This is a genomic window from Nocardiopsis coralliicola (assembly GCF_054779695.1).
In genome coordinates this window covers 1-14,276 of record NZ_BAAGXT010000075.1, presented here as the reverse complement: position 1 = coordinate 14,276, position 14,276 = coordinate 1, and the positions used below count along the sequence as shown (strand labels likewise).

The 14,276-nt window shown below is 75.8% G+C and carries 13 protein-coding genes; 8 read left to right on the top strand and 5 right to left on the bottom strand.

The window, feature by feature from the left end; translation table 11 throughout:
• From ACYVGT_RS27340 to rimP, 4 genes are all read right to left on the bottom strand, one after another.
• On the bottom strand, positions 1 to 660 hold a 660-nt coding region (locus ACYVGT_RS27340; RefSeq protein ID WP_460863552.1), incomplete at its 3' end, for a translation initiation factor IF-2 N-terminal domain-containing protein.
• A 248-nt stretch (positions 661 to 908) separates the two neighbouring features.
• Positions 909 to 1,139, bottom strand: a complete 231-nt coding sequence (locus ACYVGT_RS27335) for a YlxR family protein (RefSeq protein ID WP_460863549.1) — start codon at positions 1,137 to 1,139, stop codon at positions 909 to 911.
• A gap of 28 nt (positions 1,140 to 1,167) precedes the next feature.
• Complete coding sequence (nusA, locus tag ACYVGT_RS27330) at positions 1,168 to 2,199, bottom strand: transcription termination factor NusA (RefSeq protein ID WP_460863557.1); 1,032 nt, start codon at positions 2,197 to 2,199, stop codon at positions 1,168 to 1,170.
• A 24-nt stretch (positions 2,200 to 2,223) separates the two neighbouring features.
• Complete coding sequence (gene rimP, locus ACYVGT_RS27325; RefSeq protein ID WP_460863547.1) at positions 2,224 to 2,709, bottom strand: ribosome maturation factor RimP; 486 nt, start codon at positions 2,707 to 2,709, stop codon at positions 2,224 to 2,226.
• Positions 2,710 to 3,173: 464 nt separating this feature from the next.
• Between rimP and ACYVGT_RS27320 the strand changes: the two genes are divergently transcribed.
• Positions 3,174 to 3,692, top strand: a complete 519-nt coding sequence (locus tag ACYVGT_RS27320; protein ID WP_460863545.1) for a hypothetical protein — start codon at positions 3,174 to 3,176, stop codon at positions 3,690 to 3,692.
• Positions 3,689 to 4,225, top strand: a complete 537-nt coding sequence (locus ACYVGT_RS27315; protein WP_460863541.1) for a ferritin-like domain-containing protein — start codon at positions 3,689 to 3,691, stop codon at positions 4,223 to 4,225. Before ACYVGT_RS27320 ends, ACYVGT_RS27315 begins: the two co-directional genes overlap by 4 nt.
• Positions 4,226 to 4,950: 725 nt before the next feature.
• Here the strand turns inward: ACYVGT_RS27315 and ACYVGT_RS27310 are convergent.
• Complete coding sequence (locus ACYVGT_RS27310; RefSeq protein WP_460863539.1) at positions 4,951 to 6,711, bottom strand: proline--tRNA ligase; 1,761 nt, start codon at positions 6,709 to 6,711, stop codon at positions 4,951 to 4,953.
• A gap of 231 nt (positions 6,712 to 6,942) precedes the next feature.
• Between ACYVGT_RS27310 and ACYVGT_RS27305 the strand changes: the two genes are divergently transcribed.
• The 6 genes from ACYVGT_RS27305 to ACYVGT_RS27280 form a co-directional block, all read left to right on the top strand.
• Positions 6,943 to 7,806 (top strand): spermidine synthase, encoded by an 864-nt coding sequence (locus ACYVGT_RS27305; RefSeq protein ID WP_460863536.1) that lies wholly within the window; start codon positions 6,943 to 6,945, stop codon positions 7,804 to 7,806.
• Positions 7,807 to 8,641: 835 nt separating this feature from the next.
• Entirely contained in the window at positions 8,642 to 9,655 is a 1,014-nt protein-coding gene (locus tag ACYVGT_RS27300) for a DMT family transporter (RefSeq protein WP_460863532.1), read from the top strand.
• A 113-nt stretch (positions 9,656 to 9,768) separates the two neighbouring features.
• On the top strand, positions 9,769 to 10,950 hold the full coding sequence (locus ACYVGT_RS27295; protein ID WP_460863529.1) for a sensor histidine kinase: 1,182 nt from the start codon (positions 9,769 to 9,771) through the stop codon (positions 10,948 to 10,950).
• 122 nt (positions 10,951 to 11,072) lie between these two features.
• A complete protein-coding gene (locus ACYVGT_RS27290; RefSeq protein WP_460863526.1) occupies positions 11,073 to 11,744 on the top strand; it encodes a response regulator in 672 nt (223 codons plus the stop codon).
• 592 nt (positions 11,745 to 12,336) lie between these two features.
• Positions 12,337 to 13,608 (top strand): cytochrome ubiquinol oxidase subunit I, encoded by a 1,272-nt coding sequence (locus ACYVGT_RS27285; RefSeq protein WP_460863554.1) that lies wholly within the window; start codon positions 12,337 to 12,339, stop codon positions 13,606 to 13,608.
• A gap of 23 nt (positions 13,609 to 13,631) precedes the next feature.
• On the top strand, positions 13,632 to 14,276 hold a 645-nt coding region (locus tag ACYVGT_RS27280; RefSeq protein ID WP_460863524.1), incomplete at its 3' end, for a cytochrome d ubiquinol oxidase subunit II.

Below are 14,276 nucleotides of genomic sequence, written 5' to 3'. Positions count from 1 at the left end.
GCGCGGGGCACCGCCGCCGGGGCGCGGGGCACCGCCGGGACGCGGCGCGCCGCCGCCGGGACGCGGGCCGCCCTGGCCCTGCCCCTGACCCTGGCCCTGCCCCTGACCGGGACGCGGGCCGGGCTTGGCGCCCATGCCGGTGGGCTGCGCCGAGAACGGGTTGTTGCCCGGACGCGGTCCGCTAGACCGCGGGCCCGGCTTGGGGCCGCGGCCGCCGCGCTCGCCGCGGCCGCCGCCCTGGGCGGAGCCGCCGCCCGGCTTGGGCGCGGCAGGCCGGGGACCCGGCTTCGGCGCGGGCTTGGCGGCACTCGCGCCGCCGTCAGCCGAATCCTGGGAATCCTGCTCAGGGCTGCTTACAGGCGCCTCGCCGCCGGATTCGGCGGCCGGGCGCGGACCGGGCTTGGGACCCGGCTTGGGGCCGGGCTTCGGGGCCGGCTTGGCCTCGCTGCGCGGCTTGGGCTCCTGCGGCTTGGCGGCAGCGCCGCCCTTCTTCCCGCCGGAGCCAGGCTTCAACTCGTCAGTGAGCTTGCGGACGACCGGAGCCTCTATCGTCGAAGACGCCGATCGGACGAACTCGCCCAATTCCTGGAGCTTGGCCATGACGACCTTGCTCTCTACACCGAGCTCCTTAGCGAGCTCGTACACCCGGACCTTCGCCACTGCTCTCCTCTACTTCGGTCCGGGACATGGGCGTGTACCGGACCGTCGCTAGCTTGACGTACTCATCGCTGCGTACTCATCGAGCGCTCATCGCAATCTCGACCCGCTTCCTCGTCGCTACACAACAATGGGTCAGTTCACCGCGGTTGCGGCATGAATCGACCGCCGACACGGGGCAACGTCCCGGGCAGCGTGATCATTCCAACCCTATCCCGCAGACCCGGCCGACTCCAACGCGCGCACCCGCTTCAGAAGCGGGCGGCCACGGCGGAGTCGTCGTAGCGGCCGGCCGCGCGGAAGGCGCGCGGCCAGGGCCGCCGCCGCTGCGCGGCGCGCCAGCACTCCGGATCGGGGTGCAGGTAGGCCCCCCGCCCCGGTGCGGTGCCGCGCGGATCGGGCAGGACCCTTCCTCCGTCGGCGACGAGCCGCAGAAGGCCGGACTGGGGCGCCCGGGACCGGCACCCGACGCAGGTGCGCACGGGTGTCTGCGAACCGCCGCCGCCCAGTCTAGCGCGCCGGCGCATCGGCCGTTCCGCCGTCGGCGCCGCCGTCCCGCCCGTCGGCGCTGGCCGGCTGCTCGTCGTTCTCCGGCACGTCGGATCGGATGTCGATCCGCCATCCGGTGAGCCGGGCGGCGAGCCGGGCGTTCTGGCCCTCCTTGCCGATGGCGAGCGACTGCTGGTAGTCGGGCACGGTGACCCGGGCCACCTTGGCGGCCGCGTCCAGCACCTCCACCCGGCTGACCCGCGCCGGCGAGAGCGCGTTGCCGACGAAGACCGCGGGGTCCTCGGAGTGGTCGACGATGTCGATCTTCTCACCGTTGAGCTCGGCCATCACGTTGCGCACCCGGCTGCCCAGCGGGCCGATGCAGGCCCCCTTGGCGTTGACGCCGGGCTTGTTGGAGCGCACCGCCATCTTCGTGCGGTGGCCCGCCTCGCGGGCGATGGCCGCGATCTCCACGGTGCCGTCGGCGATCTCGGGAACCTCCAGCTCGAAGAGCTTGCGCACCAGGTTGGGGTGGGTGCGCGAGAGGGTCACCGACGGGCCGCGGTGGCCCTTGCGGACCTGCACGACATAGGCGCGCAGCCGCTCGCCGTGCGGGTAGGCCTCACCCGGCACCTGCTCCTGCGGCGGAAGCACCGCTTCCACCCGGCCGAGGTCGACCAGTACGTTGCGCGGGTCCTGGCCCTGCTGGATCAGGCCGGAGACGATCTCGTACTCGCGGCCGGCGAACTCGCCGAGGGTCAGCTCGTCCTCGGCGTCGCGCAGCCGCTGCAGGATGACCTGCTTGGCGGTCGACGTGGCGATCCGGCCGAACCCGGAAGGGGTCGCGTCGTATTCGCGCTCCGCACCGGTGTCCTCGTCGGTCTCCTTCGCCCAGACCGTGACGTGGCCGCTGGTGCGGTCCAGTTCGACGCGGGCCTGCGTCTCCGCGCCCTCCTGGCGGTTGTAGGCGATGAGCAGAGCGTCCTCGATCGCCGCGACGACGAGGTCCACCGAGATGTCCTTCTCGCGCTCCAGGCTGCGCAGGACACTCATATCGATATCCACGGGGCTCCCCCTCTAGTCCGCCGCGGCGGTGTCGCCGCCGTCGCCATCGCGGCGGAATTCCACCTGGATCCGGGCGCGCTCGAGCTCCGCGTAGCCGAAGGACTCGGTCCCGCTGCCGGTCTCCAGCACGACGCCGGTCTCCGACGCCTCCGCGATCCGGCCCGCGACCTCGCCGGCGCCGCCGGCGCGCTGCGCCGCAACCAGCCGGCCGAGGGAGCGGCGCCAGTGCCGGGGGAGGGTGAGGGGCCGGTCGACGCCGGGCGAGGAGACTTCGAGGACGTAGGGGGCGCCGCCCATGGCGTCGGAGGAGTCCAGGGCCGCGGAGATGTCGCGGCTGACGTCGCCGACCTTGTCCAGGTCGACGCCGTCGTCGGAGTCGACGACCACGCGCAGCAGGCGGCGCTTGCCGGCCGGGGCGATCTCGACCGCCTCCAGGTCCAGGCCGGCCTGCGCCAGCACCGGCTCCAGCAGGGCGGCCACCTGCTCCTGAGCGCCCATCCGCGATCCTCCCCAAGGGAATTCCGCCCGGTGCCGCAGATCGGTGCCGGGGCGGTCCAGCTGTGCATGAAAGTCATCCGCGCGTCGCTGCGACCGCGGCTCGCCTCCCAGGGTATCCACATTCGCGCCCTCCCCAGGCAATCTGCGCAGTACGGCCGCAGCCCCCGCCGGGCGGGGCCGACCCGCCGGCGCCTGCGGGCGGGAGACCGCTGCGCGCGGGCGCGCGAGCACGCGGAGCGGTCGGCGGAGAGCGCGGCGTACGGGTCCCGCACGTGCTCCGAAGCGTCCGGTACCGGACGCAGAATCCCGCCACACGCCCGCCCTGCGCTGCACGGTCCGGAGCTCTCCCCGTGGCAGGATAGGCCCCTGGTTTGCGGGGCGAAGGCGGAGGAGGACGAGGGTTGGGCGCGTCGGTCGGTCGGGGTGGTCGGCCCCGTTCGGGCACAGGGACGAGCCGCCGCACCGTGCTCCTCGCCGCAGCGGCAGCGGCGGCGGCGGCCGCGGGGCTGGCCGGCTGCTCCGGCAGCGGCCGGTGGTACCCCAGCGAGATGGGGCAGGACGAGCGCATCCTGCGCGGCGCGGTCAGCAGCGTGGAACGGCTGGTCGAGCGCTACCGCGCGGCGATCGGCGACGGCGCGGAGCCGGTGAAGATGCTGCAGGCCATGCTGGACCGGCACGAGGCCCACCTGGCCGCCCTCCGCGCCCGCCTGCCCGACCGCGGCGGCGCCGAGGACGGCGGAGACGGGTCGCCCGAGCCGGTACCGGAGGGGACCGCCGACGGTGTCTCGCCCGCCCCCTCGCCGGAGCCGCTGCCCGACGCCCCGCCCGGCCTGGGCGACCTGCAGACGGCCGAGGAGGCCGCCGCGGTCGCGCGTACCGAGGAGTGCGCCCAGGTCCTGGAGCCCGCGCTGGGGCAGCTGCTCGCCGCGGTGGGCGCCTGCGGCCTCGGCCACGTCCATCTACTCTCCGAGGAGGCCGGATGACGGCGCCGCGCTCGCGTCCCCGCACCGCACCCGCAGACGGCGCCTCGCCCACCGCGGAGGCGCCGGACGGCGCTGTCGACCCGGTGGAGGCGCTGCAGAACGCGCTGCGCGGCGAACACGCGGCGGTCTACGGCTACGCCTGGATCGGCGCCCGCTCCGAAGGCGCCCAGAAGGACCGCTGCTACCGCCACCTGGATGCGCACCGCGCCCAGCGGGACGCGCTGCGCCAGGCCCTGGTGGACCGCAACACCGAGCCGGCGCCCGCCGAGGCGGCCTACACGCTGCCCGAGTCCGACTCCGAGGACGACCTCTCCGGCTACGCGCGCGAACTGGAGCGCACCTCGCGCCAGGGGGCGCTGCAGCTGGCCGGCGTCCCCGCCAGCCCGCTGCGCGAGATGGCAGCCACCGACCTGCAGGCCGCGGTCGTCCGCTCGCTGGAGTGGGACGCCGGGCTGCGCCCGTTCCCCGGCTACGACGACGAGCAGAAGGACGAGGCGCCCGCCGAGACCGCCCCGGCGGACCCCGGCGACTGAGTGCGCCGGCGGCTCCGCGGTCCGGCACGACGCGGACTCCGGCGCCGGCCCGCACGGCCCCTCGGAGCGCCGCGCGCAGCAGGGCCGATCGGACGCACCCGGCCGCGCCGCAGCTCCCGCACCGCAGGGCGGCACAGCCCGCGGTACCGCGCACGGGGCTGATCCCCCCCGTCTCTGCCCCTGCCGCTGCACTCCGCCGCCGCCGGCCGGAGCCGGGTGCGCAGCGGAGCGGAGCGGAAAGTCGCGGCTGAAGCGCACTGCGGTTGCGCCGCCGCGTGTCCGCCACGGGGCTGCGGCCGGCGGCGCCGGTTGCCTGGCCGCGGGTGTCGGGCCCCTTCCCGTCCCCCATCGGCCCGCTTCCGCGGCCGCCGGCCCGAGGTGCCGCACCGCGGGCACCGGCGCCGCAGAACGCCGCATGCCGCACCGCGCGGTGGCCCGTCCCGGGCGCCGCGCCCCCGGCCCCTCGCGCCGGGCGCCGGGGCGGACCACTGCCCGCGCACTGCGCCGCGCCGCCCCCCGTGGGGCGGCGCGGCGCAGGCGGCGCAGAGGCCTTCGAGACGGCTAGGGCGTGTTGGGTGGACAACTGTCCTGCTGCGCGTCGCCCTGGCACGCCCCTCGCGGCGTTCCCCTCAGTCGACAGGAAAACCCACCCTGACTCCGTCGTCGGCCTTGCGATGAACGCACCAGGACACCGCTCGCGACAAACGCCATCCACCCAACACGCCCTAGGGCGCAGAGTCGGCCTTGACGGCCTCGGTGACCCGGGCGGCGGCGCTGTCGAGGGCGATCTCGGTGCGCTCACCGGTGCGGCGGTCGCGCAGTTCGAGCACGCCGTCGGCGAGGCCCTTGCCGACGACCAGTGCGGTGGGCACGCCGAGCAGTTCGGCGTCGGTGAACTTCACGCCGGGCGAGACGCCCTTGCGGTCGTCCACCAGCACCCGCACGCCCGCCGCCTCCAGCTCGGCGGAGATCCGCAGCGCGACCTCGATCTGGTCGCCCTTTCCGGTGGCGACCACGTGCACGTCGGCGGGGGCGATCTCGCGCGGCCAGACGATGCCGCGGTCGTCGTGCGACTGCTCGATGACCACCGGGACCAGGCGGGAGACGCCGATCCCGTAGGAGCCCATGGTGACCCGCTTCGGCTTCCCGTCGGGGCCGAGCGCGTCCAGGCTGATGGCGTCGGTGTACTTGCGGCCCAGCTGGAAGACGTGGCCGATCTCGATGCCGCGGGCCGTGTACAGGGTGCCCTCGCCGTCGGGCGCGGGGTCGCCGTCGCGGACCTCGGCCACGTCGAGCACGCCGTCCGGGGTGAAGTCGCGCCCGCAGACCAGGTCCACGACGTGGTGGTCGGCCTTGTCCGCTCCGGTCAGCCACGCGGTGCCGGGGACGACGCGCGGGTCGGCGAAGTACTCGTGGCCGTTGGCCTGCAGGCCGGACGGGCCGACGTAGCCCTTGACGAGGTAGGGGCGGCTGGTGAAGTCGTCCTCGTCGAGCAGCTCGACCTCGGCTGGCTCGAGTGCGGCCTCCAGGCGCTTCATGTCGACCTCGCGGTCACCGGGCAGCCCGACCCCGATGACCGTCCACTCCTGCTCGCCCGGCTCGCGCTTCTTCACCAGCACGTTCTTCAGGGTGTCGGCTGCGGTGAAGGTGCGGCCCAGGCCGGCGGCGTTGAAGAAGTCGACGAGGGTCTCGATGGTGGGCGTGTCCGGCGTGGGGTGCACGGCGGCCTCGGGCAGCCCTTCGACCGGGCGGGCCGGGGGCGCGGGGATGCGCACGGCCTCGACGTTGGCCGCGTAGTCGGAGGCGGTGCTGCGGACGAAGGTGTCCTCGCCGCTCGCGGCCTCGGCGAGGAACTCCTCCGACGCCGATCCGCCCATCGCGCCCGACGTCGCCTTGACCACCGTGTAGCGCAGGCCGAGCCGGTCGAAGATGCGGACGTAGGCCGCGCGGTGCTTGGCGTAGGACGCATCGAGCCCGGCGTCGTCGATGTCGAAGGAGTAGGAGTCCTTCATGTGGAACTCGCGGCCGCGCAGCACGCCGGCGCGGGGCCGCGCCTCGTCGCGGAACTTCTCCTGGATCTGGTAGAGGAAGACCGGGAAGTCCTTGTAGGAGGAGTACTCGCCCTTGACGATGCTCGCGAAGACCTCCTCGTGCGTGGGGCCGAGGGCGTAGTCGGCGCCCTTGCGGTCGCGCAGCCGGAACAGCGCGTCGCCGTACTCCGTCCAGCGGCCGGTCGCCTCGTAGTACTCGCGCGGCAGCAGCGCGGGCAGCAGCAGCTCCTGCGCGCCGATGGCGTTCATCTCCTGGCGCACGACCTCGGCGACGTTGTCGAGCACGAGCTTGCCGAGCGGCAGCCACGAGTAGATGCCGGGGCCGGTGCGGCGGACGAGCCCGCTGCGCACCATCAGCTTGTGGCTCGGCACCTCGGCGTCCGCCGGGTCCTCGCGCAGGGTGCGCAGGAACAGGTTCGACATCCGCAGCAGCACGGCCACTCCTCGGTTGATGACGCGGGGCGGCCCGCGCTCCGGCACTGTGCCGGGCGGGGCCGCGCAGAAGTTCAGGGGCAGGCATCAAGGCTAGCCTCCCCGCACCCCCGCTGCAGCCCGTCTGCTTGGGCGCCCGCCGCGCCGCGCCGGTACGGAGGCGGCGCTGCCCTGGCCTACCTTTGTGGGGTGCGAGCCCGCCGCCGGCGCGGGCCGCGTAGCGGGGGGCGGGCGATGGGAAAGGCGCGGCGGGGCGGCGCGGACGGCGCGGACGCGGGTGCGCAGCCACCGCGGATCGAACTGCTCCGCGACGGCGACAGCGACAGCCCGGACGCGTGGATGCTCACCGTCGACGGAACGCCGCAGTCGCACGTCGACCTGGCCGATCCGGAGCGGCTCGACTTCGAGTACGTGCGCCGCCTCGGCCACCTGGCCGACCTTGCGGCCGCGCCGGGCGCGCCGATCGACGTCCTGCACCTCGGTGCCGGCGGACTCACTCTGGCCCGCTACATCGCCGCGACCCGGCCGGGCTCCCGGCAGCGCGCCGTCGACATCGATGCCGAACTGGTCGAACTGGTTCGGGAGCGGCTGCCGCTGGGCCGGCGGAGCGGCGTGCGGGTCGGCATCGGCGACGCGCGGGAGTGGCTGGCCCAGCGCCAGGACGGCTCTGCCGACCTGGTGGTGAGCGACGCCTTCGCCGGCGCGCGGACCCCGGCCCGGCTGACCACCGCAGAGTTCTTCGCCGACGCGGCGCGGGTGCTGCGGCCGGGCGGCGTCTTCGCGGCCAATGTCGCCGACGGCGGCCGGCTCGGCCACGCCCGCGCCCAGGCAGCCACGGCGTCCGCGGTGTTCGGGCACGCGGCGCTGGTCGCCGAGCCGTCAGTGCTGCGCGGCCGCCGGTTCGGCAACCTGGTTCTCGCGGCCTCGGCGGCGCCGCTCCCGGAGGCCGACCTGGCCCGCCGGGCGCACCGCGATCCGGACATGGCCCGCGTCCTGTCCGGCCCCGACCTCGCCGCCTTCACCGCCAGCGCCTCCGCTGTCCGCGACGCCGGCGCCGCCGACTCCCCGGCCCCTCCCGACGGCGCCTTCCTCTCCTGACCCGGCCGGAGTGCCTGCGCCGCACGGCTTCCGCTGCGGGCCCGCCCGGCCCGGCCCGCTGCCCCGTGCGCTCAGTGCAGGGGGAGGCCCCTCTGCTCCAGCGGGCACGCGGTGACCCGCCGGCAGGGCGGGGCGGCAGAGCTCCGGGACGCCGCCGACCGGGGCTGCACGGCCGTGTCCGGCCGGCGCTGCACGGCGGCAGATCCGAGCCGCCGCGCCGCCCCCGCGCCATCTGCTGCCCGCCGCACAGGCGACCCAGTCGGGAGGAGGCTGCCCCGGCGCGCCGGTGCGATGGGGCACCGCTGCCCGGTCCGCACGGCGCTGGGGCCGGGACCGGCCGGCCCGCGTCTCCGCGCCGCTGCACGAGCGCGGCCCCGGGGCGTGCCGGGTGGGCGGCCGTGCGTCCACTCACCGCCCCGGGCACTCCCCTCTCGGCGTTCTCGCCAGCCGAGAAACGGGGAGGGAAGCGGGCCCGCGCTTGCTCCCGCGTCGCCCGTGCGGTGCGGGCGCCCGGCGGCACCGCTCGCGAGGAAAGCCGCCCACGACACACGCCCTGGTCGATCAGGCCGGCACGCCGGCGGCGGCAGCCTGCCGCGGGAACCCGGCGGGGCGGCCGGGCGACGCCGCGGCAGCGTCCGATAGAGTCCGGACGCCCGCTGACAGCGGGCTCACGACGCAGAGAAGGACACCATGGAGCACGAGTCACGCCTGTTCGTGACGCCTCCCCCGGCCGGCTGACCGGGAGGCGCACTCCCCCGCCGCGGCCTGCCCGGCGGGCGGTCGGCGTGCGCACACCCCGGACGCGGTCCCTGTTCCGCCGACGGAGGAGTCCTTCGTGCCGTCATCTTCTTCCCGTACGCCCCGTTCTTCCCGCACACCGCAGCCTCCGCCGCCGGCGGAGCCGTCCCGGTCCGGGCACTCACCGGCCGACGTCCGCCGCGGCTCAGCACTGCTGCTCGCCGCCGGCGCGCTGTGGGGCACCAGCGGCCCGGCCGGCCACCTGCTCCAGGACCTGGGTGTGGCGCCCATGGCCATCGCCGCGCACCGGCTGCTCATCGCCGGCCTGCTACTCACCGGGTTCCTGCTGGTCACCGGGCGGCTGTCCGGCCTTCGGCTGCGCCGGGCCATCCTCGTCCGGCTCGGCGTCAACGCCCTGCTGCACGCCGTCTTCCAGCTGCTGTACTTCGCCTCGCTCGCGCTGATCCCGGTGGGGCTGTCCACCATGGTGAAGATCGGCAGCGTGCCGGTGTTCGTCACGCTCGGCCTGGTACTGGCCGCCCGCAGCCTCCCGTCGCTGCGCACCGTCGGACCGGTGCTGGCCGCGATGCTCGGCATCGCCCTGCTCGCCGGGTTCCCGGCCACCGACGGGACGGCGGCGCAGACCGCGGGCGGGATCGCCTGCGCACTCGGCGCGGGCCTGTCCTTCGCCGTGATGTCGCTGGTCAACCGCACGCCGGTCGAGGGCCTGCCGCCGCTGGCCAACGCCGGCCTGGGGATGCTCGCCGGCGGCGTGCTGCTGCTGCCCGCCGCGGCCCCCGCCGGCCTCGCGGTGCCCGCCACCGCGGAGGCGCTCGGCCTCCTGCTCTTCCTCGGCACGGTGCCCACGGTCTTCTCCTACGCCGCCTACTTCACCGGACTGCGCACCGCCTCCGACTCCGCGATGGCGATGGCGGTGCTCGCCGAGCCGCTGACCGCGACCGCCATCTCGGTCGCCTTCCTCGGCGAGGCGCTGAGCCCGGTCGGCGGCGCCGGGGCGGCGCTGCTGTTCGCCGCGCTCAGCGCCGAACCGGCCGCCCGGGCGCTCGCGGGCCGGCGGAAGCGGCGCCGGGCGCCGTCCGGCGGCGGGTGAGGAACGACCGGGTGTACTCCCCTCGCTACTCCGCGGGGAGTACGCCCGGTCCCGGCGGCGCCGCCGCGCGGAGGACGCGCCAGCACCACCCCGCCCCATAGCATCGGCCCACGATGAGACACCTCGCGCTGCCCCGGCCGACCCGGAACGACGCCGTCCTCGCCGCCGCGGTCGCCGCGCTGGTGGTCCTGCCGACGATCGGGCTCGAGCTCTTCCACAACTCGCCCTACGACCGGCCGCTCTCCGACCGCTACCTCCTGGGCTATGCGCTGCTGGCCACCGGGACCGTGCCGCTGGCCTGGCTGTCCGCAGCACCGCGGGCGGTGGTGCCGGTGGTCGTCGGCTCGGCAGCGCTCTACTATCCGCTGGCCTACCCCGACGGCCCGCTGATGCTGGGGGCCGTCGCGGCGCTCTTCCTGTCGGTGGCGCGCGGCCACCGCCTGCTCGGCTGGTCGATGGGCCTCGCGCAGTGGCTCGTGGTGCAGTCCTGGGAGCTGGGCGCAACCGGCGGCGGCTACTTCACCGAAGCCATCGGCGTACTGGCCTGGGTGCTGGTCGTCCTGGTGGCGGCGGAGGGCACCCGGTGGCGGCGGGACTACCGCGACGCGGCCGAGCACAGCCGGGTGGAGGCGGCGCGGGTGCGCGAGGAGGAGATCCTGCGCCGCGCCGCCGACGAGCGGCTCCGGCTCGCCCGCGAAGTGCACGACACCGTCGCGCACAGCATCTCGCTGATCAACGTGCAGGCCGGAACCGCGCTGTACCTGATCGAGTCCGAGCCGGAGCGGGCGGCGCAGGCGCTGGCCACCATCAAGGAGACGTCCAAGTCCACGCTGCAGGAGCTGCGGAGCACCCTCAATGTGCTGCGCTCCGTCGACGAGGCCGCGCCGCGCGCACCCACGCCCACGCTGGACGGCGTCGAAGCGCTGGTCGAGGGCACCCGCCGGACCGGCGTGGACGTCGACTTCACCCTGCACGGCGCGCGGCGCCCGCTCGGAACCCCGGTGGAGACGGCGGCGTACCGCATCATCCAGGAGTCGCTCACCAACGCGGTGCGGCACAGCGGCGCGGCCCGCGTCGCGGTGGACGTGGACTACAGGGGCGGGCTGCTGCGGATCACCGTCGCCGACGACGGGACCGGAGCGCCGGACGCCGTCCCCGGCAACGGCCTCACCGGCATGCGCGAGCGCGCCGAGGCACTCGGCGGTTCGCTCACCGCGTCCTCCCCCGCCGGCGGCGGCTTCACGGTGGAGGCGGAGCTCCCCGCGCCCGGCACGGCAGCGGCGCACCAGCCGTGACCGCCCGCGCCGCGATAATGGTGGTCCGGTCCGGCTCCGCGCCCCCGCACGGCCCATCCATCCGCGGGCGGCGCCCGGCCCCGGTGCCGTCCGCCCCGCACCACCAGACCCGGGAGGCTCCCATGATCCGCGTCCTGCTCGCCGATGACCAGGCGCTGGTCCGCGCCGGTTTCGCCGCTCTGCTGGACAGCGCCGACGACATCCAGGTGGCGGGCGAGGCGTCCGACGGCGACGAGGCGGTGCGGCTCACCCGGTCGCTCCGGCCGGACCTGGTGCTGATGGACATCCGGATGCCGGGCACAGACGGGCTCGCCGCGACCGAGCGGATCGCGGCGGCGTTCCCGGGCGGCGACGGGCCGCGCATCGTGGTGCTGACGACGTTCGACCTCGACGAGTACATCTTCGAGGCGCTGCGGATCGGCGCCAGCGGCTTCCTGGTGAAGGACACCGAACCGGCCGACCTGCTGCAGGCGGTGCGGATCGTGGCCGGCGGCGAGGCGCTCCTGTCTCCCGCCGTCACCAGTCGGCTGATCGCCGACTACGCCCGCCGGCCGCGCCGGTCCACAGCACCGACGGAGCGCCTGGCCGAGCTGACCGACCGCGAGCGCGAGGTGCTCACCCTGGTGGGCGGCGGCCTGTCCAACGCTGAGATCGCGGAGCGCCTGGTGCTGTCGCCGGCGACGGCGAAGACCCATGTCAGCCGGATCATGGTGAAGCTGCGGGTGCGGGACCGCGCGCAGCTGGTGGTGATCGCCTACGAGACGTCCCTGGTCACTCCGGGCTGGATGACCTGACGGCACCGGCGCGGGCGCCGGCACGGCCGGCGGCACCGCCATGCGCAGGGGTGAGCCGCCGGACGAGCTGCGCGGCAGGCCCGCAGCGGAGCGGCCGCCGGCGCGGCGCGGGCGATCGGTGCGGGAGGCGGGACGGCGCTGCGGGCTCGGCTGTGCCGGTGCCGGTCACCGCCGGTCCGCCGAAGGGCCCGGCGGCGGAGAACGGCGCGGGCGCCGGCCTGGCGGCCGTGTTGGAGGGCCGCGGCGCGACCGCGACCGCACCGCGGGCGAAGGCGCCGCCGCCGGGGGGGACGTCCCGCGGGGCTGGGCGGCCCCGGTCCGGCGCCGCCCGGCTGCGGCGCCGGACCGGGCCCCCGCGGTGCCGCGATGCGCACCGGACCCCGCCGGAAGCGGGGCGGAGCGGCTGGCAGCCCGGAACAGACCCTGAGGATCCCCGCGGCGGGGCCGGGGTTCCCCCCTACCCCCGGGGAGGTATCCGCGGGCCGGCGGCGCGCCGATCGGAGTAGGCGGACCGCATCCCGGAGGGCGATGCCCGCGGCGGTGCCGCGGGGCGACCATCGGTGTGTTCCCACCCCACGGCGAAGGCACCGATATGTTCGACGGCTCCCCCGACCCGCTCCTGCTGGCGCGGTTCCAGTTCGCGTTCACCGCGGCCACGCACTACCTCTTCGTCGCCTTCACGCTGGGCATGGCCCCCTACATCCTCGGCCTGCAGTGGCGCGCGGTCCGGCGGCGCGACCCAGCGCTGGACACCGCGGTCCGCTTCTGGGGCGGGCTCTACCTGGTCAACTACGCGATGGGCATCCTGTCCGGGCTCGTGATGGAGCTGCAGCTGGCGACCAACTGGGCCGGGCTGTCCGACGCGTTCGGCGCCGTGTTCGGCGCGCCGCTCGCGGTGGAGACCATGGCCGCCTTCTTCGTCGAGTCGACCTTCCTGGGCCTGTGGATCTTCGGCTGGGACCGGATGGGGCGGTGGGCGCACTGGGGATGCTTCCTCGTGGTCACCGCAACCGCCTATCTGTCGGCGTACTGGGTGCTGGTGGCCAACGGCTTCCTGAAGCACCCGGGCGGCTTCCGGATGGAGGGCGGCACCGCGGTCCTGGAGGACCCGGCTGCGCTGCTGCTGAACCCGTCGGCGCTGCTCGCCTTCTTCCACGTGGTGTTCGCGGCGATGCTGATGGGGGGATCGGTGGTGGTGGCGGTCAGCGCCTACCACCTGGCGCGGGGCAGCGACACCGACGGGGTGTTCCGCCGCGGGATCCGGGGCGGAACCGTGCTGCTCGCGGCCGGCGCCTTCCCCACCGTGTCCTTCGGCGGCACCCAGTTCGCGCTGTTCGGCCCGGAGACGCCGCTCCGCGGTGCCACCTACACCGACGCCGAGATCGACGCCATCGAGGAGGCCGCCGAACAGGCCGGCGGCACCGCGGCCGCGTTCGGGGCGGCCGGCGAAGTCGTCATGTACCTGAGCTGGCTGGGTCTGACCACGGTGGCGGGGGTCCTCCTGCTGGCGTGGCTGGTGCGGCGGATCGACCGGTGGCGGTGGCTGCTCTGGCCGCTGGTGCTGCTGCCCGTGCTGCCCTACGCCGCGAGCGTCGGCGGCTGGGTGTTCCGCGAGACGCAGCGGCAGCCGTGGACCGTGCGCCACCACCTGACCACGGCCGACGCGATGACCGACCTGTCGCCGGCAGCCGCGGCGGCCTCACTGGCCCTGTTCACGCTCGCCTTCGCGGCGCTCGGCGCGGTGACGTTCCTGCTGCTGGTGCGCTACGCGCGGCGCGGCCCCGCGGGCGGACCGCTCGCCGCGCAGCCGGAGGCGCCCGACGGTGCGGACGGCAGCGACCGGCAGCCCGCCCCCACCTTCTGACCCGCTGCACGAGGAGACCGCGCATGGAGACCCTCCCGATCCTGGCCCTGGCCCTGCTGGCCGGGGGATACGCCGTCCTCGCCGGCTGCGACGTGGGGCTCGGCATGCTGCTGCCGCAGCTCGCCCGCACACCGGCGGAGCGGCGCCGCCTGGTTGCCGCCGCGGCGCCCTATTTCCTCGGTACCGAGGTGTGGCTGGTCGCCGCGATCGGGCTGGCCGCCGGGGCCTTCCCGGACCTGAAGGCGGCGGTGGCGGGCCCGCTGTGGCCGGTGTTCACGGCGCTGGCCGCGGCGTGGATCGTGCGCGACGCCGGGCTCTGGCTGCACGCCCGCTCCGCGGGGCGGACCTGGCGCGCGGCGTGCGAGGCGGCGATCACCGCCGGCAGCTGGGTGCTCGCCGCCTGCTGGGGCGCCGCAGTGGCCGGACTGCTCACCGGCTCCGCCCCGACCAGCCCCTTCGCGATCGCGTGCGCGGCCCTGGTCGTGGTGCTGGTGCTGCTGCGCGGTGCGGCGTTCGGCGCCGAGCGGCTCGCCGGGGCCGGCGCCCCCGAATCCGGTGCCGGCGCCGATTCCGCCGCGCGGCTGACCCGCTGGCCGGCCCGCGCCGGGCTGCTGGCCCTGGCTCTGGCGGCCGCGGCCGCGCTGCTGCCCGGCGGCCCCGACGCCGAG

Coding starts and splice junctions, on each gene's coding strand:
- nusA (WP_460863557.1), bottom strand. CDS start 2,199: ATGAGTGTCCTGCGCAGCCTGGAGCGCGAGAAGGACATCTCGGTGGAC.
- rimP (WP_460863547.1), bottom strand. CDS start 2,709: ATGGGCGCTCAGGAGCAGGTGGCCGCCCTGCTGGAGCCGGTGCTGGCG.
- ACYVGT_RS27315 (WP_460863541.1), top strand. CDS start 3,689: ATGACGGCGCCGCGCTCGCGTCCCCGCACCGCACCCGCAGACGGCGCC.
- ACYVGT_RS27305 (WP_460863536.1), top strand. CDS start 6,943: ATGGGAAAGGCGCGGCGGGGCGGCGCGGACGGCGCGGACGCGGGTGCG.
- ACYVGT_RS27295 (WP_460863529.1), top strand. CDS start 9,769: ATGAGACACCTCGCGCTGCCCCGGCCGACCCGGAACGACGCCGTCCTC.
- ACYVGT_RS27290 (WP_460863526.1), top strand. CDS start 11,073: ATGATCCGCGTCCTGCTCGCCGATGACCAGGCGCTGGTCCGCGCCGGT.
- ACYVGT_RS27285 (WP_460863554.1), top strand. CDS start 12,337: ATGTTCGACGGCTCCCCCGACCCGCTCCTGCTGGCGCGGTTCCAGTTC.